The organism is Micromonospora noduli (genome assembly GCF_003264365.1).
Taxonomy (GTDB): Bacteria; Actinomycetota; Actinomycetes; order Mycobacteriales; family Micromonosporaceae; genus Micromonospora; species Micromonospora noduli.
Genome location: NZ_PYAK01000030.1, coordinates 37,453 through 58,528, shown reverse-complemented (window position 1 = coordinate 58,528; position 21,076 = coordinate 37,453). Strand labels below are relative to the sequence as shown.

Below are 21,076 nucleotides of genomic sequence, written 5' to 3'. Positions count from 1 at the left end.
GCCGAACAGGGAGAGCATCTCTCGTCGTTGCGATGTCGGTCCTAGCGGTACATCCGGATGCTTGGTGCTGGTTCCCCCCACCGATGACCGCATGACGACCATGGTCCAAGGCCGCACGGGCAACGTCGTTTCCCCTTGACCGGCTTGTGGTTCCGCCAGTACACCCGCGTGGTCAACCGGGCGGCCCCGGTGGTAAGGCCGAGGTCGTCCACGACGCGAAGCGAGTCGTCGAGAAGCTCGTAGATGATCGAGGCTGCGGCGACGAGTGCGTCGGCGGCCTGCGACGCGAGGTCGTTGTCCAACCGCTCGGTGCCGCCATCGGCGGACGTCAGCGTCATAGGGGAGCGAGCGTGGTAACGCACGACGAGACCCCCGGAATCGTGCCGCATCGGCGGAGTGGATAGGGCGATTCGCGCGCCGAACGCGGGATGTGCGGCATCGGAGAGCCAGTCGTACCAGGTCTTGAAGCGTTGATCACCGGTCGCTTTGCAGAGCTTGTCACGGTAGGTCAAGACGCTGGTGGCCTTCAGTTGCTCGGGAATCCCCTCGATGCGGGAACCGAACGCGGCACGTAGCAGGACGGGATGTAGCTGACTGCGGGCGGCCCTGCACCGATCCAACGGCAGATCCTCCGGTGTGCCCTTTACCTGGGACCAGGCCGCACCCAATTGACCACTTTCCACCAACAGGCAGCCCGCCTGCTCGATGAGCGCGCGGGAGAACAGCACCGCCGAGCTGATCCGCCAACGGGCGAGCGCGTTCAGTCCGTCCTGCACGAGGTCCACTGCCCGCCAGGCATGGAACAGCCACCAGCTCACCAGACGCATGTGCAGCTCCGGAAAGACGACCGCGTTGCCGGGGTCGCGGCGGCCCTCCTCCGATAACTCGTCCATGCCCAGCACTGTTTCGCCGGCTTCAACGTAGGCCCAGTCTTCGCCGCGAAGGGACGCCTGGCGTGCCCAGCGTTCTGCCTCACGGCCCTGCAGAGGCACCATCGTCACTTCCACGGTCCCGGCATCAACCGTCAAGCTGTCCAACTCGTCGTTGCGGCTTGCGAGGTGGACCAGCTTGTCCATTCGGTCGGGGCCGAGGGCCTCGACGACCCAGGGCCGGAATCCGTCGATGGCAGCCATGTGAAGTTGCCTCCTCCATCGCTCGCCCGGCCGGTCTGGTCGAAGTGGCACCAGACAGAGAGGCATCAACGTCTTGGTGATCCCGTCGGCCCCGTCTCTGTCACCCGGTGTCACCTTGCCGAGGCAACGGCAGGCGCCGGAGACGGTACGGGCACGCGGCACGCCGTCGCGACGAGCATAGATGTCGGCCCTGCTGCGCGAAGGCCGCCATGCCTGAGGCGTCGTGCGCGGCGCGGCGCGGAGGCCGGCCAGTTGGACGCCATCTTGCCGGCCATCCGGACCTGCAGATCGTTCCGCCCACGTCCATCAAGAATCCGACAGCATCAATAGATGCAGGCGAGGTGCCTACGCACCTGGCAGCTAAGCAATCTCGCTGGAGCGGCGAAATGCCTGATCTTCAGCGACAGGACCAGATTGGCAGCGACTAGCTAGGTACTTAGGGTTATCGGTGCTTCACCCCAAGCGACGGCGAGCCGATCTGGGGGCTGTGGATGGCTGTGAACACTCATCGAGCGAACTGCGCGAAGGCCCAAAATCCGGGCTGTAAGTGCTCCGGCTGTGGCGGCTCGCTGCATGGCTGGGATGGATGGGCAGAGCTCGCCGTCGAGCGCCCGGCCGTACGCGACGAGCGGCGACATGCGCTCAACGGCGACCTCCAAAAAGACCGCGCCGGGGAACTGAGGTCCAACGCGAAAAGCCGACAGGTCTCCCTCGATCTTGCCCGTCTCGGCATCGCTGAGCACCTGTGGGCCACAGACCCGCGTCCCAAGACCGAGGGCAGGCTCGAACGTGACTTCGAGGTCGGCGACGGGACGGCGGTGGCGTTCGACAACGGGCGGATGAACATCCTCGCCGATGCGATCATGGTGGACCCCTGGGACGAGATATCGCGCGACATCGACAACCTCGTTCAGAATGAGCCAACCGCGCGGGAGATTAAGAAGGGTCTGGCCAGTCACGGCTGGTGCAGCCTCCTGGTGGCGCTGATCCAGTTGATCGAGAGGATCAACAAGGTCGTCGGCCTTTTCACCGACGCGGCCAAGCAGGCCGTCAAGAAGGCGTTGTCGAATCACTTCACGTCCCGCATCTCCGAGCTGGTGAAGGACGCTGTCGTAGACATCGTCGTCGACAAGGTGTGGGCGGCTCTGACCCGCCTGCTCGAAGCTCACTTCCCTCTGCTGGGCGCCGACACCGTGCGCGTCCTCCGGATGCTGGCCGTGTTCGCCTGCCCCTCCATCGAACGGCACCGGGATGTCTACCAGCACGCCGTCGTGCCGCTCATGGGTGACGCCCAAGGAATCGTCGCGGAGGATGTCAAGGCGCAGGTGACCACTCTCTTCACGGCGTGGTGGCATCGAAAGGGCCCAGCAACTGCCCCGTAATGCCCTCTGTTGAGGCATCGGTGAGTGGCCGCGAAGCACTTGGGTGGCATCGCTCAACGAGCGGCTCGGGGTCGGCGGCCCCGCCCGCTCCGAGTCGGTGGGGCGAGCACGGGAGCGGGACGGAGGCCGGCGAGTTGGACGAAGATCTCGCGTTTGGCGGTTGCGTTGCCTCGGCGGTTGATGACGTAGCCGGTCAACCAGACCCAGCCCTCGTACGTCGGTCGGTCGCAGACTGAGACGACGCGGAAGGTCAGCGCACGGTCTCCGGCGAACTGCACCGAGGCTCGGCCGTCGATGACGAGCAGGTCTCCGGGGGAGGGGCGCGCGGTCACCAGTGGCCGGAGTTGTGGTGGCGCTCCTGCGGTGGCGGGCACTCCCGCGCGTGCATGGTCTGCCAGTCACGCAGCGCTCGCTTGATCCGGTCGTTCTCCTGGCTGAGCAGCCGTACCGTCTCGTTGAGCATGGCCAGATCGTCGGCCACCCGGGCCTGGAACTCGCGTACCTCATCGGGGTCGACGCCGCGCCGACACGCGGCGAACTCGCGGGTCCGCACCTCGTGCGGCGTCAACCGGCCTGGGTAGCCGGCGGGGTAGGGCTGGCCACCTCGATACACCTGGGCCACGACGGTCCTCTCTGAGGGCAGGTGGGAGCGCGAAAGGTCCTTGTGGTGGGTCTGGAAGGGCGGGCCGTCCGCTCGGGGGCCGCGGGCGACCCGCCCGCTCCGCCGCCGCAGCCCAATTCGGCGGTACGACAGCAGAGCAGTCCGGTGGGTCGGGACGGGCACACGCACCCGCCCCGACCAGGGGATGAGCCGAACTCGTTGCCACGCGAGAAGCAGCTCGGAATCAACATAGCTCGACATGTCAGATGAGTCAACGTTGCTTGTTAGGTGCGTCGCGGTGTGATCAAATCGGGTTGCCACGCGAGGAGTGCCATGCGAGAAGTGCCGGATTACTGGCGCATCGCCGATGATGTGATCGCCGACGTCAGGTCGAAGAAGTTGAAGCCCGGGGACAAGCTGCCCTCGATCATTGAGCTGCGTGCTCGCTACGACGTCAGCCACGGGACCGTGCAGATGGCCTACGCCCGGTTGGAAGCTCTGCGGGTGATTCGACGGCAGCAGGGCAAGGGTGTCTTCGTGACCGACCCCAAGACCTGGATGCGGGAGCCGTAGGTAGCGGGCCGGCTACCTATACGAGCCTTTTGGGTACCCCCGTCCCGTCGACGGGACGGCTAGAGTCGGCGCGTGATCGACCGGAAACTGCTCTTGTCCGACCTGCAGAAGCAGGTCAAGAACCTGGAAAAGGACCTGCGAGTGCAGGCCGAGTCGGTCGAGGAGGTGCGCCTCCGCCTGCGTAGCGAGTACGACCACGCCTTCAACGTTGGGCGTACCGCCGCCACCTGGGCAGCGTGGCGAGACGAGCGGGTCACCCAGGCCGCCGTCGCCTGGGTGCTCGGCACCGTCTTCGTGCGCTTTTGCGAGGACAACGGCCTGCTGCCAGATCCCTACCTGGCTGGCCCGGGGGACCGCCTGGTCCTCGCCGAGGAAGCCGAGGCACAGTTCTTCCGTGACCAGCCCGACAAGACCCTCCGCGACTGGCTGCACCAGGGCTACGACGCAATCGCCAGCACTCAGGCCGGCAAGTCACTCTTCGATAAGCGGCACAACCCGCTCTACCAGATTCCGCTCTCTCACGACGAGGCCAAGAACCTCATCGCCTTCTGGCGCCGCCGCGGCGAGACCGGCAGTCTGGCCCACGACTTCACCGACCCGGAGTGGGACACCCGCTTCCTCGGCGACCTCTACCAGGACCTCTCCGAGGAGGCCCGCAAGACCTACGCCCTGCTCCAGACCCCGGAGTTCGTCGAGGAGTTCATCCTCGATCTGACCCTCACCCCGGCGATCGAAGAGTTCGGCCACGACGTGGTCAAGATGATCGACCCAACCTGCGGCTCGGGCCACTTCGTCCTCGGTGCCTTCCACCGGCTCCTCAAGGAGTGGGAGCAGCACGCGCCCAATCGCGACCCCCACGAGCGAGTGCGCCTAGCTCTCGACGCCGTCCACGGCGTCGACATCAACCCGTTCGCCGTGGCAATCGCGCGCTTCCGCCTCTTGGTCGCCGCCCTCCGCGCCAGCGACGTCAAGACCCTGGCCGATTCAGTCAGCTACCTCCTGCCGCTGCACCTCGCTGTTGGCGACTCGCTGATCAAACGGCGGCAGGCCATGCTGTTCGGCGAGGACTCGATGACGGAGTTCGCCTATGCGACCGAGGACCTCCAGGAGCACCCGAGCATCCTCAGCCCTGGCAGCTATCACGTCGTCGTCGGCAACCCGCCCTACATCACCGTCAAGGATAAGGGCCTCAACGAGGCATACCGCGAAATGTACGACGCCTGCTCCGGCAAGTACGCCCTTTCGGTGCCGTTCGCCCAACGGTTCTTCCAGCTTGCGAAGGCCGGTGACGAGGACGGCGAAGGTGCCGGGCATGTAGGTCAGATCACCGCCAACTCGTTCATGAAGCGCGAGTTTGGCAAGAAGATGATCGAGAAGCTGTTTGCCGTCGAGGTCAACCTGACCCACATCATCGACACCTCTGGTGCTTACATTCCCGGCCACGGCACCCCAACTGTCATCCTGATTGGTCGGAATGCCAACCGAGGCCGTGCGGGCACGATCCGTACCGTCATGGGGATTCGAGGTGAGCCGAGCGCCCCGGACAACCCGTCTGAGGGATTTGTCTGGCAGGCCATCGTCAAACAGGTGAGGAACCCGGGCTCGGAGACCCAGTGGTTGACCGCTGGTGATACGCCGCGTGCAGACCTAGCGGTCTTCCCGTGGAGCCTCAGTGGCGGCGGCGCAGGTGACTTGATGGATGCTCTCGATGACGGCAAGCAGAAGACTCTCGCTGCGCTGCTCGCCGCGAGTGGCTTCGTCGCCATCACTGCCGAGGACGAAGCCTTCTTCCTGCCGCAAGCAGCGCGAGCGAAGGCTGAAGCTGTTCGACTAATGGTGGCCGGCGACGTAGTGCGGGACTACCAAACCGCACCAGACATCGCGAGTATCTGGCCGTATGACGAACACCTGAAGGCACGGCCGCTGTCAGCGCTGCCGCAGATCTACAGGCATCTGTGGCCGAACCGTCGCGTCCTGCAGCGGCGGAAGCGTTTTGGTGTGTTGATTGAGAACATTCCCGCGCTGCAATGGCACGAGTACGGAGAACTGTACCGTGAGAAACTACGCACACGGTTGTCCGTTGCGTTCGGAGAGGTGGCGACACACAACCACTTCGCGCTGGACCGGGGCGGGAATATCTTCAACAGGACCGCGCCGGTGATCAAGTTGCCGCAGGACGCATCGCAGGATGACCATCTGCGGCTGCTCGGCATGCTGAACAGCTCAACGGCCTGCTTCTGGTTGAAGCAGGTCTGCCACGACAAGGGAATTCGTGGTGAGGGTGGTGGTTTCACCAGTGATGATTGGGAGAGGTTCTACCAGTTCAGTAGCACTAAGTTGGCCAAGTTTCCGCTGCCTTCGGCGTACCCCCTTGAACTGAGCCGGGAGATTGACGGCCTGGCGCAGCGACTTGCCTCGGTGACCCCGGCGGCGGTCGCGGACTCCGGTGTGCCAACTCGTGAGCGGTTGAGCGCCACCGCCTACGAGTGGCACGCCACGCGGGGTCAGATGATCTGCTTGCAGGAGGAGTTGGACTGGCAGGTTTACTCGCTCTACGGGCTGCTGGACGAGGAGTTGACCGCGCCGGAGAGCGTCCGGCCGCCGATGCTCAGCCTCGGAGAGCGGGCGTTCGAGATCGTGCTCGCTCGCGAGGTGGCAGCCGGTGAGGCAGAGACGCAGTGGTTTGCTCGGCACGGGTCGACGCCGATCACGGAGCTGCCGTCGCATTGGTCGGACGAGTACCGGGCGATTGTGGAGCGGCGGATCGCGGTCATCGAGGGCAACCGCAACATCGGGCTGATCGAGCGGCCGGAGTGCAAGCGGCGCTGGGCCACCGACGGTTGGGACGTCATGCAGCAGAAGGCGCTGCGCGACTGGCTGTTGGACCGGTGTGAGGCGCGGGAGTTGTGGTACCAGCACGTCGACGGCCTCGAACAGCCGCGCCCGCTGACCACGGCGCAGCTCGCCGACGAGCTGCGCCGCGACGACGACGTGCTCACCGTCGCCAGCCTCTACGCGCCCGGTCAGGATCTCGGCAAGGTGATCGCTGGCCTGGTCGCCGACGAGCATGTGCCGCATCTGGCCGCGCTGCGCTACAAGGACACCGGGCTGGCCAAGCGCGCCGACTGGGAGCAGGTGTGGGACCTGCAGCGGCAGGAGGACGCGCTGCCCGACGAGGCCGCGAAGCGGGAGTTCCGCAAGGCCATTCCGGTGCCGCCGAAGTACACCTCGGCGGACTTCCTCAAGACCAGCTACTGGCGGCATCGGGGCAAGCTCGACGTACCCAAGGAGCGGTTCGTCTCGTACCCCGGTGCCAGCCGCGACGGTGACCCGTCGCTGCTGGTCGGCTGGGCGGGCTGGGACCACCGCGAGCAGGCCCAGGCCCTGGCCACCCTGATCGTGGCCCGCGAGCAGGAGGACGGCTGGGCCGACGACCGGCTGTTGCCGCTGGTCGCGGGGTTGCGCGAGATCCTTCCCTGGGTACGCCAGTGGCACGGCGAGTTCGATCCGGAGTGGGGTGCCTCGCCGGCGGACATCTACGACGGTTTCCTCGCCGAGACCACCAACCGCCTGCACCTCACCGACGAGGCACTGACCTCGTGGCGACCGGCCAAGACAACCCGCGGCCGGAAGGCCAAGGTGTGACGACCGAGTCAGTGCCGACCGGCCTGTGGTCGACGAATGACGTCGAGGAGTTGACCGGGGCTCCTAGCGGCCCGCCGTTCCCGGCTGTGGCAGATCACCCAGCCGGCCGAGCTCGCGGCGTGGGTGTTCGCCAACCCGGAGCCCGCGCCGCTCGACCCACCGCCAGCTCCCTTCGACGGTGGCTGGGCCGATGGACTTGACGAGTCACAGCGCGCGGCCTGGGCCCTCACCGGATGGCTGGCCCGGATGGCGGTGCCCGAAGCCGCACCGACCGCCGGCAGGCACTGGCTGCTGTCGCGGGTGAGTGATGGCCGCGGTCCGCTGCTGCGGCTGACCGTAGGAGTGCTGGAAACCCTCGGCGTCTACGAGTCCGGAGAGGAGGTGTGGCTGCGGGTGGCAGGAGCGCCGATCGTCCTCGCCATGGAGGCGGGTGCGGCGGACCTGGAGGAGTGGGGACGGCGCGGCATCGACATTCAGGAAGACTCGACGAAGACACTCGCTGAGGAGAAGCTGCTTCTCACCTGCCCCGACATCGACACGGCGCTGTGGCTGCTCCGGCAGCCACCGGTCATGGCCGCCGCCCGGATGCTCAACGCCTGGGTGTCCGCCGGCCCGTTCCCGTTCGAAAGCCGATACCGGCCCGAGGTCATCGGCCGAGCCTGGCGGGCGGCGGAATCTCTGCTCGGGGCCGCGGCGCCCGCCGCAGCCAGCGGAGAGCGGGGCTTCGACCGCGAGTACGCGGGGACGGCCGTGCCGGTCGACCTGCCGGCCCAGCGGTCGTTCGACGCGGACGCCTACCGGGCTGGAGTAAGTGAGCACGATCGGCTGTGCCGGGCGCTGATTGATCACCTCGCCGCCGAGGGTGTGCGGGTTGGTGCGGGGTTGAACGGCGTACCGGTGGATCTGGCCTGGCGGGACGCCGACGGGCGGCAGTTCATCGCCGAGGTGAAGAGCGTGGTCGGGGTCAACGAGGTCGAGCAGCTTCGGCTGGGCCTCGGTCAGGTCCTCGAATACCGTCACCGCCTCGCGGCGCGCGGAATCGTCGCGACGCCCGTCCTGATCGTGTCGAGATGCACGGACCGGGCTTGGCCGGCCATCTGCGGTGACAACCGCCTCATCCTGCCACAGGGTGAGGGCACACCGAATTGGACGGCCGACCTGCGGCCTGAGGTTGTCGGTGTCGCTAACACCGCCGACGGCGATGTCAGTTCGGGAAGGGACAACGCGTGACCATTGATAACCGGGCACCCGTGCCAGTATGGACACTCGCCACGGATGCGGTGAGCGTGCCGGACGTGCTCGGCGATGAGGGCATGACGCCGGCTCGACTCGAAGAACTGAGAACAGTCCTGGCAACACTTGCGGATTCACCCATCGCCACGCTGGAAGCGCATCCGATCGCAACCAAGCGCGATCGGAACGGTGGAATCCCGCTTCATGCGACCAGTCCGCTCGCTCAGCAGTTGTCGCACCTCGTGACTCAGACAGCGAAGTCGGCACCTCCGACGCTGAACGTCGCCGCTACCGGTGACGTGCTTTACCGAATGGTGGTGCCGGCAAAGGTCGCCGCGCAGTTCGGGAAAGGGCTTGTCCGACCGATGGCGGCGAAGGCGTCCGCTGGAGGTATTCACAGCGCCCTGCTCAACTCCACCGGCATCGCAGCCCAAGCCACGTTCGTGCCCGTTGCGGGGAAGGCCGCTGTTGCAGGTGCGGCAACCGGCTCAGCCGCCACAGCTGGTGTGGCTGCCGCCAGCGCCGGAGCGTTGACAGTGGCCGCGCCACTTGTGTTGATGGCCGTCGCGGTCGGCGTCAGCGCCTACGCTGATCACCAACGCCAGGAAGCGATCGAGCGAATCACCGACCTCCTGGAGGAGTTGCACGAAGACAACCTGGAGAAGGAACGCAGCGGGTTGGACGGTTGTCGTGACGCAATCGACAAGGCGACGTCGGTCCTCCTCGACCAGGGCAGGATCGGCCTGTCGTTGGGGCTGGATTCCTCGTCGTACGCGATCAACACAGCCATCGAAGGTGCCAAGCGTCGGCTCACGAAATGGCAAGACGCGCTAGCTGCGCTGCCGGACGGGCCAGTTGAAGTCGGTACATTGACGAAGCCGTTTCCCGGCATCAACGAGGATGGGGGCGCGTTCCGCGCCCACCTGGAGCTTGCGCGACTCGCCGTCGCCCTCAAGCGCCGAGTGCTCGTGCTTCAAGCAGTCGAGCACGCTCAACTGGTGGGGACGGACAACCCGTTCCAGAGCTTTATCGGAAGCTTGCGCGACGACGAGCGTCGCGTCGACGAGTTGGAGTCAGGCATCAACTCGGTCCTGCTTCGGCTGTCGACCCTGGAGTTGAAGCGCCCCAGCGGGTTCCGAAGCATCATGTTCACGCAAGGCGAGGTCGACGACCTACTCAAAGCCGCGTACCGCCTTCGCGCCTTGGGCGACGGCCTCAGCGTGGGACACCACCGAGCCGACGTTGCGATTGAGATCGAACGAAGCAGCGACGGGTCGCTCGTAGTGTTTCCTGCAGTCGCTGCCTGACGGACGCCGCGCGCCGAGCGGTGTGACGGCGGTCAACTGAAGGGACCTGAACTGTCCTCACCGTGAAGCCGGTCTCAGCGGCCGGCCGGGATGGAGGGAGCGGTGGTAGTGAGAGACATCCCGTCCGGCTGGCGCATCAGGGAGATGCTTCCTGTCCGGGGGCGGCTGCAGCAGTACCGGCTTCAGTCAGCTGTGACGTTTCCTTGCGGCCGCTGCGGCCGTGATACGACGACTCAGACAGTCGCCACCCTTGAATGGGACTGGTCAGCCCCGATATGCGAAGGCTGCCACGGCGAACTGTCCAAGACCACGCACGCCGATCCCATCTGGCCGGTGGTTCCCGAGCCGTGGAAGCCGTACGCTCCAGAGCCGCGGAAACCTGCGTCAACCAACGCGAAGCCGCAGAAGCGAGAGGCCCGGACTGGGTCACCGGGAACACTGCGCAAGAACTTCGTGCAACTGGCCACCATTCTGCGGGACCGGGCTGCCGGCGTGAAGCTGGACCCCGTAGAGCGGCAGGCGCTCAAAGTCCTCGCTGACGACCCCATCTTTTCGGTGGCGTTGCGTTATGCGGAGTTGCTCGATGAGGGCGAAGCCATGGTGGCCAGGCACAGCGGGCGCCCCGCAACCCACCACGTCAAGGCGCTGGCTCGGCAACGCATCGACGCTGTGCGGCGCCTTGAGAGCCACTACCGGCAACGGCTCACCCACGCGCGAGGCACGAGCAGCGTTTCAGATCGATTGAGCGTCCTGGTAGTGCGGGAGATAGCCGGAAGAGAGTACGACCGGGCACTCGCCTCCGTCCTGCGGCAACGAGGTCTGCGCTCCGAGGCCATCAGCCTCCCCACTGTTCGCCTCTGGTCCTGGCTCAACAATGCGGCAGGCGCCCGAACGCCCGGCGATGAAGCTGTGCCCCCAGGCGTCCGCCGGCTCTTGCGTATGCACGACACGGCCTTCGTGCAGGCCGTCATGGCCGATGCGAAGAGCTCCCATCCTGAGGCCGCCTTTGAACATCCAGCTGTTGTGGAGCGCTGGGCGTCCTGCACCAGCGAGGTCGAGTCTCGGTTGAGGTCTGCCCGTGACCAATGTGACCGGACGCTGCGTGGGAGGGTGCCGAAGGGACAGCGAGCCAAGGAGACCGGCAGGCTGCGCTCCGCCGCAGGCGCATACGCGATGGCGTCGGCACGCAACCTGATGGCTGACTTCGCGCTGAAGTCGCTTCGGCTGCAGGTGTTGCAACAGTACGGGCAGCAACGATTCCAGCAGTTCCGTGTCGCAATCCTGAAGGAGGCTACGGAGACGGTCTTTCGGACCGAGCCGGCATTGGCAGCCGAGGTGGCGCGGGCCAGCGCGGAGCACCGGCGGACCTGCCCGCGGTGGTCCCCCGGTAACCCCTGTCTGACGTGCGCGCCAGGAGTGGCGACCGTCGTACGCGAGCGCCTCTCGACACGGGCGGATGCGAGTGCGGGCAAGGCACAGACTGCGACCTCCGCGCCCTCTGAAGTCGAAGCTGGGGATGTCACGGGCAGCACCTGTAGTGGCGGACGCAAATCCTTCGCCTGCTCGGATTTCCGCGGGCAACTGTCGGCAAACCTCGGGCGGATAATCGGTGTCACTGAGCTGCAGCATGACACTGCAACGGGACGCTTCGGCTACGGCTGGATGACCGAGCACGGGGAGTGGGGCACCGGAGGTGGCGCGGCCGCCAATGTGCATGACGCATGGCTGCAGGCCGTATGCCGTACGGCACTGGAGCTTGGCGGTGGGGTGTCTCGCGTCTATGTTCTCTGTCGCGACCAGCGAGCAGCCTCCGTGGTGAACCACGTCGTGAAGGTCAAATTCGTTGCCGAAGCGCTGGGATTTCCGGTCACCGAGCAGACCCGAAAGCTGCTGACACGGCTGATTGATAGCCGGGGCAAGGTTTCGGCCTCAGCTAACTGCTGCCAGGAGCGCCATCGTGGGGCCGAGGCGGCAGGGCGACTGGCCGACCTCGCGATCCGCGCTCGCCAGCCGGGCGGGACGGAGGCCATCAAAGCCGCGGGGGACAAGGTCGCAGAGGAGTTCCGCAGGCTGTCAGAGACGAACAGCGTGCAGTCACCGAAGGAGAGCGGCAGGGCGCTTTGGGTGCCGGGCGGGTCCAACGCGGGAGAGCTCCACTGGCGAGGCGCGTTGCTTCGGGTCCACCTAGCCGATGGCTGGACCGAACTTCCTGACGGGCTGAAGGCCACAGTCGAGGACCGGCAACGGCTGCGTCTCGTCGTTGACCATCCCCGTCGAGGGTCCACGCCCCTTCAGACCGAGAGCGAGGTGCTGCTTCGGCGTACCGGCCGACGATGGGAGCTGCACGGGGTGAGCTGGCCTCGAGGGATACTTCCGGGAACGCTGGTCACCTACCGCTGGCGTGCGAGTGAACGCCTCATCAGGGCGAGCAGCGAACTGCTGCCGCAACCAGAGCGGATCGATGATCTGACCTACCGACACCGGTACGACATACGGGTTGTCACCAGGGAGAACGCACCCGGAGCGGAACAGGGTGGGCAAGGCCATGATCTGTCGGATGCCGCCTGGGTGATGCGTACCCTGCGAATCTTGGGTCACCTCAGTGCGGACGGCAGCGCCATCCTGGCTGAGGAAGCGCTCGTGCGTAACTGCCTGGAGCTGGGCCTGCAGCAGAAGAGGGTGACACGCGTTCATTCTGCGGTCGAGCGGTTGTTGAAGGAGCAGCGTATCGGGCGCGTATGGGGCAGCCTGGACGGCAGCGATCAACCCAGCTATCCGCCGCGACGCGGAGAAACCCGAGTCCGACTTCTCCGCTACGCTCCGCGACTGGAACGCCTCGCCCCACCCGCACCTAGGCGCCCGGAAGCGCAATCCCCTGGCCGTGAAGAGGTGGTGAACGGATTTGTCCGTCGCCTCCCGGCCGGACGGCAGGCATCCGACGAACAGAAGGAACTGCATCATGAGGCGGTTCGCTCCAAGCAAATGGTGAACCGCCCGCTGCCCGACGGCTACACATTCGTGCGCCCCCACCATCGCAAGCGGTGAGTCGACCGACGACCTGCGGAACGGGGTCCGGCTGATGAGCCGGACCTGACGGATCGGCCAAGCGTCAGCGGAGCGGTCTTGACGAATGCTCGTCCTCCGGCAGACTTTCGGGATGGGTTTGTTCGAGTTGACCGTCGACGGGGAACTCGTTCCCGTGCCGTCCTCCACCTTCGCCGCTGAACAGATCCTGGAGCGAGCGGATCTTCAGCGAGCCCTTCGGGAACACATCGCGGCCCTCGGCGAGGACCTGCTCGTCGTCGCGGAGGAGTTCGGTGACTTCGAGGTACGCCGCCGTGTCGACCTACTCTGCGTCGACCGCAGTGGTCGGCTGGTGGTTGTGGAACTGAAGCGCACCGAGGACGGTGGCCACATGGAGTTGCAGGCGCTCCGCTATGCCGCGATGGTGTCGGCGATGACCTTCGACCAACTCGTCGACACGTACGAACGGCATCTGGCGCAGACCGATCCCGAGAATGCGGACAGCGCCCGTGAGCGCCTCGCCGAATGGCTGGAGGAGGCCGGCGGGGACGCCGCCGTCATCCAGCGTCAGGTCCGGATCGTCCTCGCTTCCGCTGGCTTCGACCCTCAGATCACCACCACCGTTCTCTGGTTGAACGACATCTATGGTTTGGACATCACCTGCGTCCGCCTTACTCCCTATCGCATCGGCGAGAGGCGACTCCTTGACGTGCAGCAGGTCATTCCGCTACCCGAGGCCGCGGAACTGACGGTGCAGTTGCGCCGCCGCGAGACGGCGGCACGAGCCGCGCAGGCGAGCAGCGGTCGAGACCTGACTCGGTACGCAGTCGTTACCCCCTCGGGAACGACAGAACCACTGCCAAAGCGCCGGGCAATGCTCGCGCTCGTCACCGCGCTGCACGAGGCTGGTGTGGACGTCGCCGAGATGACGAAAGTGCTTCCCAGATGGCCACGACTCCTGCCAGTCGACGGCACTCTTAACGGTCAACTGCACGAGGAGGCGTTCGCCCGGGCCTACCCCAGGTACGCCAATCAACTTCAGCGGTGGTTTTTCGAGCGGCCCTTCCACCAGGACGGCAGAACTTGGGTGCTGTCGAAGATGTGGGGTGCGGACACGGCGGACGGCCTCGACGCGCTACTAGCGCTTGCGCAACTGCCCGGGTACGACTACGAGCCCGTCGAAGCCCAATCGTAGACCTCGCTCGCCTGTTGCGGTCCTAGCGCTTGTTGCTGGTCAGGGGGCGTCTCGTCCCCTCGTTGCAAGGCGGCTCCCGTGCTCCCAGACTGCCCGCTCCACGACGTCAGTCTCCGTCCCGGCACCCCATGCCCTTGCTATCTCCTCGGCCCAGGAGAGGTACTCGCCGTACTGATCCGCCGTCCACGGGCCGAGCGGCTTCCATGCTGTGTTCCGGGACGCGTTCAAGCCGATCACGACGTACTGGTCCATAATCAGGGGCCGATGACTCCCCGCCGCTGAATCCCAGCCGAGGAAGTAGAGCACTTTGGTGAAGAAGGATGCGCCCAGCCGCCTTAACCTGTGGTCGCCGCCCTGATGGAGGCCTTCGTAGGCGGCGAGAGGACCTCCACTTCGCAGAAGGCCAAGGGCCTCACCAAGGTGCTGCTCGACACGGCCAATGTTGCGGTCGAACACCTGGCTCAGGCGGGCAGGCCCCCGGCGGGCGGGCAGCCCGTGGCCCCACACGTACGCCCCGATCAGAACGTCGACTGCCACGCGGCCGGTGTCTGCGGCGGCACCGTTCCGCAGCAGGTCACCCCGTGAGATCCGCGGCCATCGGCCGGCGCGCGGGAGATCACCGAACCAGGCCGGGAGGTCGATCCCGTCAGGCAAGCGCCGTCGCCAAATCTCCGGATTGAACCGGAACCCGTGATCAAGGATGTACGTCCCCCGCGGGGGAGGGGCCTCATCGAAGAGCGGCGTACAGGCTGCCGTCCCCGTTACTGTGACGTCCTCTGCTCTGGGACGAATCGAACTGTGCCACGCGCAAGATCCGGATGAGCTGTGAATCCGGCGTCGCCCCACGACCGGCTGTGCGGATGGCTTGGGTCGCCGTTGGCCCACCACGCCTCGTACCGATACGCCGACGGGGGAAGCCCACCCGGCACCAAATCAGAGATCTCCTTCAGCGTGTACCCAACCTCACCTGTCCGGCACCGGAGGTGATCGCGTAGGGCGTTGTACTTCGACATGTCGTCCTCCGCCGACTTTGTCCGGAGATCGGCATCCCGTTGTAATCGTCAGGTGAGGAGGCAGCCTATTGTCGGCGCCGGGCGCAGGCTTCGTCCGATCGGCTAGACCGGGGCCACGGGCGGCCCGTAGGGGGCCGGACCATCAGCGGTACGTCGACGTCCATCGGATTCGTTAAGGTCAACGTCCGAGACCAGGCGAGGGGAGCCGGCGTGGCGAAGCCAGGTGGTGTCTTCTGCTTCGAGGGCGAGTGGGAGGAAGATCTTGCGGAGCGGGGATCCGTTTTGCCGACCCTCGAATTGCTTGAACGGCTGGGCAGCATTCGCTTCATCCACCGTGACACCGCCACCCCACAGGAACTGCGCTATTTCCTCGAACGGTGGCTGTCTCGCAAGTACTCCGCCTACCAGGTCGGCTTCTTCGCGCTGCATGGCTCGCCCACTCGGCTGCACCTGTCCGGGTCGCACTCGGTAGGGCTCGCCGAGATCGCGAGCTGGATGTCAGGTCAGTGCGAGGGCAAGCGGTTCTACTTCGGAAGCTGCTCGGTGCTTCGCGCCTCCGACACCACGCTCGTGGAGTTCCTTCGCGAGACGAAGGCAGCGATGCTGTGCGGCTTTACGAAGGAGATCGACTGGATCGAGTCTGCGGCATTCGAGACCGTGGTCCTCAACAACATGGTCAACGGTGGCAAGGTCGACAGCGTAGAGCGGCTGGTCAAATCGTCGCGTTGGGCGGCGCTGGCGCAGCACTATGGGTTCAGGATCGTCTACCAAAATGGTCGTTCGACGTAGGTCTTGTTGGGCCGCGATCATCGGCTTGTTGCCGGCGGAGACTGCGTATGCGCGTAAACCGACCAGGGCAGTTTCGAGCCGGCGTGGTCAGGTGACGCCGGTACGGGCGGCGAAGCTGCGGAGCCCGGGTAGTGTCTGGCGGTGGTCGACGCTGAGCAGTGCGCCGGTGAGCTGCTGAGCCCAGGGCCGATATCGGACCTCCTGTGGAGCCGTCTGCTCGGCGGCGAGCAGCGCCCGGTACGCCTCGGCGTGCGCGCCGCGGCCGAACAGTGCCAACGCTACGTCCTCCCAGTACCGCGCCCGCCGCTCCACATTGACCAGCCGCTCTGGACGTAGTGCGCGGGCGTATTGGACCGCCGCACCGAAGTCACCCAGTGTCCGGGCGACGCTGATTTTGTAGAGCGCGACGTCCACCCCCGCGAAGCCGCTGCCCGCCCCGGCCCGCCGGCTGGCCTCGTCTGCCTCTGTCAGCAGTTCCCAAGCGGTGTCACGGCGGTCCGAAAGCGCGGCCGTGTATGCCGCTGTCGCCAGCAGTCGTCCGTAGGCGCAGCCCTGCTCAATTGAGGTCAACCCTGTTGCCGCGTCGAGGTCCTGGGCGGCGCTGATCACCGTCTGCTCTGCCCGGACTCGGTGCCGGGAACGTCGTAACACGATGGCGGAGATCCGTGCGGTCTCGGCGCTCAGGAGTGGGTCGTCGGCTTCCCGGGCCGCCTGGCGAGCCCGGTCCATGGCCGACCACGCCATGCCGTCCTCATGCAGCTTGATGAGCACCTGCGTGGTCAGGTGATAAGTCTCGGCCAGGGTGCTGGCCGTCGTCGACCGATCGTCAACGTTGGCGACGCTGTGGGCAGACGTTGCCATCGATACCAGCCCTGACAGCCGTGACGATAATCGGGTGTAACGGCAGGCGTGGAAGTCGGACCAGGCGGTGCCAAGCGCCGCACGTAACCGAGCCGGGTCAGCGGGGCCGGCCGGGGGCGGTGCATTCCCCAGCAGTGCGTCCTCCAGGCTGCTGACGACGCGGCCAGGCATCGCAGCCGGACCGTCATCCGTCACGGGAACGGTAGCGCCCACGATGCCTGCCAGGCCGCCGAGCACGTCACGTCGTCGCACCGGACCACCTCCCGCCTCGCGCGATGGCTCTTCACCGAGCACCCTATCCAGTGAGCCACCAAGACCGTTGAATCTCCGGCCGTCTCCCGTCGCGAGTCCGAACAGCTCCGGCGGAATGTCGAATATCTCGGCGAGGCGACGCAACACCGTAACGTCCGTCAGCGGTTGGCGACCACGCTCGATCCGGGAGAGGGTCGCCGCCGAGTATCCGCAGCGCTGGCCGGCCTCCGCGAGGGTGAGCCGAGCGGCGGTACGTGCGACCCGCAGCAGCACGCCGAAGTCCCCCGTGGAGGACGCCTGCTTGGCCTCCGGCAGCTCGTACCAGCGACGGTCCGCACTCATGGCGGCCTCCAGTCGGCCCTGATATTGCCTCTGCCGACTGTGCTGCGTGAATGGCGTCTCACGCAAGCCTGTTCCGCAATACGACGCGCCGGGTGCCTGAACACCCACATGCCTGCTGTGCTGAACGCGATGGACGCTACTCGTTGGGAGTCGTGATGGATGAGTCGGAGAACCAGGCAGGGGATGGTCTGCCGTCAGCAGTGGTCGGTGGCACCCTGGCTGTCGGCGCGGTGTCCACTGGAGTGCTTCTGGTGGTGGCACTGACTGGCCCTGACGGTACGGCGACTGCTGCGGTAGCCGCCGTTGGGGCCATCGTCACTGCGCTGACTGGCCTCGCCGCCCGGCATTGTCGTCCGACCCAACAGTGACGTTTCCTCCTGCGCTATTTGCCTGCGGGAACGTTGGTGCCGAGCACGACAAGGATGGCGGCGGCAGTCTGCTCGATCCAGTCGATCGTTTTGGTCGCGCCAGGCGCATCGATCGCACGCTTCCTGCTGGGATTCTCGGGATCCTCGTCGTACTCGTGCGCGATCTTGTGTCGCCGTTGCACGATCTGGTGCAACTGGTCCTGCACCTCTGCCCCAGTAAAGGAAATCCCGTCGCCGCTCTGCTCGGTGAGCACTTTTGCGACCTTGTTCCAGAACCCGTTTACGTCGGCGACCAGCGCGAATCCTTCGCGGATCTTGTCCGGGTGCTGGTAGACGAGGTGGCCGCGGTCGCGCAATTGCTGGTCCACCGCGTCGACCAGAGTCGCCGTGCCCATCTGCACCTGTTCGACCAGCCCCATGGAGATCTGGAAGGCAGCAAAGGCTCGCGGTTTCTCGACACCGGGCTGCGCCGCCAGTCGTAGCATCCGGGCTCGGATCTCCTGGCGTACCCAGTGGTCCAGAGCCGCGACACTCTGCACCCATGCCGCGCGGAAGACGTCAGAGATCTCGAACGCGCCGACCTTCAGCAGGGCCAAGTGCTGACCGGCGGTTGCGAGACTGCGGGCGTAATTCAGGTTCCGCTGGAGGTTGGCGAAGGGCTCGGACACCTCGTCCGGTCGGGCGGCGGCGACCACCTCAGGCCTGATGACGACCGCGTCAGCCAGCGGCTGTGGGTTGCCCGCAAGTCGCTCAAGTCGTGCGACGGTCTCGCCTTGGTTGATGCGGTAGACGGTGGTGAGGGCAGGGAGGGCGAGCAACTCCCGCTCGACCGAGGCGCGGGGCAAATCGGTACGAACCCAGGTGACCGCGCGAACGTGACCGATCCCCGTAGCGAGGTCCTGGCGGAACTCATAGCCGCCGGTGATCCGACCGAGCGCTACATCTGGACTCGATCGGCGCAGGAGGAGAACGACGTCACCCGGAGCCATCCGCGCCCGGAAGGCGAGGAGCTGGATGGAGTATCCGTCCGCCGCCTGGTGCTCCACTGAGGGGTACGCGGACAGCACCCGATTTCGGATGGCGGTGAGTGTCGTCGAATCACTGAGATCACCGGTCGCCGACCAGCCGACCGCGATCAGATTCTTGTTGAGAGCCAACTCCTCGTAGCTGTCGTCCCGTCCAGCCCGGACGATCCACGCCTGAGTCACGGGTTCCTCCTTCAGTCGGTGCTGGTGACGGGGAATTTGATCCGGTCACCGCTCCAGGGAGCCGGAGCGAGCGGTGGCGCCGCCGACAGTGGTTGCGAGGCGAGTCGCTCCCGGTCGAACACTGCGCGCCACTCCTCGGGAGTGCCGGTCACGAGGAACGGACCGATGGGAACGTGGAGGGAGTCCTCGATCATCTGGACGGGCACCGACTCCCCGGCGATGGTCACATCGCTGTCGATACCGGCGATGCGGGCCGAGTCGATCGCGGCTTCTAGCTCCCCGACATCGGCGGAACCGTGCCAGGAGATGTTGTCGCCGGTCGCGGTGAAGACCATTTGCCCATCGTCTCGACGGCTCTCGAACAGTGCCAGGTCAAGCGAGAAACCAGCGTTCGGGTCCGCAGGGCCAGTCGGCACCTCATCGAGGAAGTCCGGCCGGAACCGGTCCAGTAGGGCATTCATCGCGTCAGCCAGCATCCGCCGTCGTTCGATCAGAAATCGGGCGTAGCCGTCTGCGTCGCGCAAAGGCTCATCCGAAGGCACGCAGTGTGCACGAAGCTCCTGTTCCTCTAGCGTCGGGAAGTACTCGACCGGACTCCTGCCGTTGATCTGCTTGTTGGCCTTTGTCGAGATGAAGACCAGATTGGAAAGGTCGTTGACCACTCCTTTGTCGAATCGGTCGTCAAGGGTCGTGGGGGGATGGATGTGATGGTGCTCGAGTCTCTGCCCGTCATCGTGTCCAGGCAGGATCTCGGTGCCATACCACCAGTCGCGGGCACCCCTGGCTAGCGACACCAAGAGGCTGAGGAAGAAGTACGGGCTCTCCTTCGTCCGGCCTCGCAGTGCCCTGTCGGTTACTTCGGCGCGGGATTGCTCCACATTGAGGCCCTCAAGCAGGGCGCGGACCGGCTCCGGTTGACGCGCTGCCCGGATGTCCTGGCTCAGTTTGGTGTCCGTGGACCCGCTGTAGCGAGTCTGGATCGTGGCTAGGAGCAGCCAGTAGACAATGCCGTCGGTGGTCGGTTTGTCGATCGGCTCGTCGCTCCGCTCGCCAACGAGGACCACCAGTGGGATGAGAACGACCATGGAGGGGAGTGGGTCGGACCGGGTAAGCCGCAGGTTCGCCTGGAGCAACGGGACCAGCCGCCGAAGACCGCGCTTGACAACCTCCCAGCCGCGTTCGAGTTCTACGTCTTCCGTCTGCCTCAGCCGACTGTGCGACCAGATCGAGAGCCCGCGTCCGAGCACCACGCCAGCCAGGGCGCGGGAAAGAAAGTTGACGTCGATATCCGGATAACCGCGTTGCGCCCAGTACTGCGCCTCGTCCTTCAACTTGGCCAGCACGCCCGTCCAGCGGGTTGAGAGGGTGGCCATGGCGAGGTCCAGCGTGCCCAGTCGGCGACCGCCGCTGTTGACCCGCACGAAGATCTCGGCGACCTCTTCGTAAGGGAAGCCTTTGAGCACCTCCATGACAAATCGCCGGTCTCGTAGCCGCTTAATGTGGCTGAGCCGGTCTTCAATGTCATGGTCTGGCAGCGTGGAGCCCGCGTCGAGCAGCTGCTTGGTCAGCCGCAACATACTGGCCTTCGGGTCAAGCACGTCCGCCACTTTGATCCACTTGGGGTCGCGCTGCGTGGCTGCGCTCTGGTTCTGAAACTTCTGGGTTTCGACGTTGAAGACCACCTGGGCCTCCGGGTGGTCATTGAAGACTCGGTGCAGCGATGTCAGCCGCTGCTGCCCGTCGAGGAGGAACAGGGGAGGACGGAGTGGGCTGACCTCGGTGCCTCTCACTGACATCTCACGGGTCTGCGGCGTGTCGTCGGTCTCCCAGAACAGCAACGAGCCGAACGGATAGCCGCGGTAGATCGAGTCCATCAGCTTCGCGACCTGTGTCGGCTTCCAGACATATTCCCGCTGGATCTCTGGCAGCAGGATCTCGGCGTTCGAAATCTGGTCGATGAGTTCGCCAATCGACCGGTCGATCCTGTCTACGTGCATGTATGACCCTCTTCGTCATGGCTGGACGTCGGTGCAGGCCAGCCACTTTCCCCGCATCGTGAGGCCGTGGTGGCAACCGCTGGCTCTGTAGGTGATGCAGCGGTGACTTCAGAAACGACTCGATGTTTCCTACCCTGTCGTGATTGAGGTGTC

Annotated in this window: 16 protein-coding genes; 8 read left to right on the top strand and 8 right to left on the bottom strand. The window is 65.7% G+C overall.

All coding sequences use genetic code 11. The features are described 5' to 3' along the window. Positions 1 to 41: 41 nt before the first annotated feature. Complete coding sequence (locus GUI43_RS21475; RefSeq protein WP_211326739.1) at positions 42 to 1,133, bottom strand: hypothetical protein; 1,092 nt, start codon at positions 1,131 to 1,133, stop codon at positions 42 to 44. Between the two features lie 491 nt (positions 1,134 to 1,624). Between GUI43_RS21475 and GUI43_RS21470 the strand changes: the two genes are divergently transcribed. Next, on the top strand, positions 1,625 to 2,515 hold the full coding sequence (locus GUI43_RS21470; RefSeq protein ID WP_112699629.1) for a hypothetical protein: 891 nt from the start codon (positions 1,625 to 1,627) through the stop codon (positions 2,513 to 2,515). 53 nt (positions 2,516 to 2,568) lie between these two features. Here the strand turns inward: GUI43_RS21470 and GUI43_RS21465 are convergent, their stop codons facing one another. Both GUI43_RS21465 and GUI43_RS21460 read right to left on the bottom strand, forming a co-directional pair. Beyond that, complete coding sequence (locus GUI43_RS21465; protein WP_249037810.1) at positions 2,569 to 2,847, bottom strand: hypothetical protein; 279 nt, start codon at positions 2,845 to 2,847, stop codon at positions 2,569 to 2,571. Then, on the bottom strand, positions 2,844 to 3,137 hold the full coding sequence (locus GUI43_RS21460; protein ID WP_249037809.1) for a DivIVA domain-containing protein: 294 nt from the start codon (positions 3,135 to 3,137) through the stop codon (positions 2,844 to 2,846). Before GUI43_RS21460 ends, GUI43_RS21465 begins: the two co-directional genes overlap by 4 nt. 312 nt (positions 3,138 to 3,449) lie before the next feature. On the opposite strand from GUI43_RS21460, the gene GUI43_RS21455 reads away from it, so the two are divergent. From GUI43_RS21455 to GUI43_RS21425, 6 genes are all read left to right on the top strand, one after another. Next, the gene (locus GUI43_RS21455; RefSeq protein WP_112699628.1) at positions 3,450 to 3,689 is read left to right on the top strand and encodes a winged helix-turn-helix domain-containing protein; all 240 of its coding nucleotides are present in this window, start codon (positions 3,450 to 3,452) and stop codon (positions 3,687 to 3,689) included. A 72-nt stretch (positions 3,690 to 3,761) separates the two neighbouring features. Further along, on the top strand, positions 3,762 to 7,334 hold the full coding sequence (pglX, locus tag GUI43_RS21450; protein WP_112699627.1) for a BREX-2 system adenine-specific DNA-methyltransferase PglX: 3,573 nt from the start codon (positions 3,762 to 3,764) through the stop codon (positions 7,332 to 7,334). Positions 7,335 to 7,457: 123 nt separating this feature from the next. Further along, positions 7,458 to 8,564 (top strand): hypothetical protein, encoded by a 1,107-nt coding sequence (locus GUI43_RS21445; protein ID WP_112699626.1) that lies wholly within the window; start codon positions 7,458 to 7,460, stop codon positions 8,562 to 8,564. After that, on the top strand, positions 8,561 to 9,874 hold the full coding sequence (locus GUI43_RS21440) for a hypothetical protein (protein ID WP_112699625.1): 1,314 nt from the start codon (positions 8,561 to 8,563) through the stop codon (positions 9,872 to 9,874). The genes GUI43_RS21445 and GUI43_RS21440 overlap by 4 nt, the downstream gene beginning before the upstream one ends. A 453-nt stretch (positions 9,875 to 10,327) precedes the next feature. Beyond that, positions 10,328 to 12,919: a hypothetical protein gene (locus GUI43_RS33535; RefSeq protein WP_211326738.1), complete on the top strand. Its 2,592-nt coding sequence runs from the start codon at positions 10,328 to 10,330 to the stop codon at positions 12,917 to 12,919. A 112-nt stretch (positions 12,920 to 13,031) separates the two neighbouring features. Next, complete coding sequence (locus GUI43_RS21425) at positions 13,032 to 14,093, top strand: hypothetical protein (RefSeq protein WP_146765942.1); 1,062 nt, start codon at positions 13,032 to 13,034, stop codon at positions 14,091 to 14,093. Between the two features lie 39 nt (positions 14,094 to 14,132). Here GUI43_RS21425 and GUI43_RS35160 read toward each other — a convergent pair whose 3' ends face one another. Both GUI43_RS35160 and GUI43_RS35155 read right to left on the bottom strand, forming a co-directional pair. Beyond that, positions 14,133 to 14,939 carry an 8-oxoguanine DNA glycosylase OGG fold protein gene (locus GUI43_RS35160; protein WP_428842225.1) on the bottom strand — a complete coding sequence of 269 codons (807 nt, stop codon included), beginning with the start codon at positions 14,937 to 14,939 and terminating at the stop codon, positions 14,133 to 14,135. Then, the gene (locus tag GUI43_RS35155; protein ID WP_428842224.1) at positions 14,855 to 15,106 is read right to left on the bottom strand and encodes a DUF7662 domain-containing protein; all 252 of its coding nucleotides are present in this window, start codon (positions 15,104 to 15,106) and stop codon (positions 14,855 to 14,857) included. The genes GUI43_RS35160 and GUI43_RS35155 overlap by 85 nt, the downstream gene beginning before the upstream one ends. A gap of 210 nt (positions 15,107 to 15,316) precedes the next feature. On the opposite strand from GUI43_RS35155, the gene GUI43_RS21415 reads away from it, so the two are divergent. Then, the gene (locus GUI43_RS21415; protein ID WP_112699620.1) at positions 15,317 to 15,895 is read left to right on the top strand and encodes a DUF6642 family protein; all 579 of its coding nucleotides are present in this window, start codon (positions 15,317 to 15,319) and stop codon (positions 15,893 to 15,895) included. Between the two features lie 87 nt (positions 15,896 to 15,982). Here the strand turns inward: GUI43_RS21415 and GUI43_RS21410 are convergent, their stop codons facing one another. The 3 genes from GUI43_RS21410 to GUI43_RS21400 all read right to left on the bottom strand — a co-directional run bounded on the left by GUI43_RS21410 (position 15,983) and on the right by GUI43_RS21400 (position 20,923). After that, entirely contained in the window at positions 15,983 to 17,458 is a 1,476-nt protein-coding gene (locus GUI43_RS21410) for a helix-turn-helix domain-containing protein (RefSeq protein ID WP_146765940.1), read from the bottom strand. A gap of 274 nt (positions 17,459 to 17,732) precedes the next feature. Next, positions 17,733 to 18,926, bottom strand: coding sequence for a restriction endonuclease (locus GUI43_RS21405; protein WP_112699618.1), 1,194 nt, complete (start codon positions 18,924 to 18,926; stop codon positions 17,733 to 17,735). Positions 18,927 to 18,937: 11 nt separating this feature from the next. Continuing rightward, positions 18,938 to 20,923, bottom strand: coding sequence for a GmrSD restriction endonuclease domain-containing protein (locus tag GUI43_RS21400; RefSeq protein ID WP_112699617.1), 1,986 nt, complete (start codon positions 20,921 to 20,923; stop codon positions 18,938 to 18,940). Positions 20,924 to 21,076: the final 153 nt, after the last annotated feature.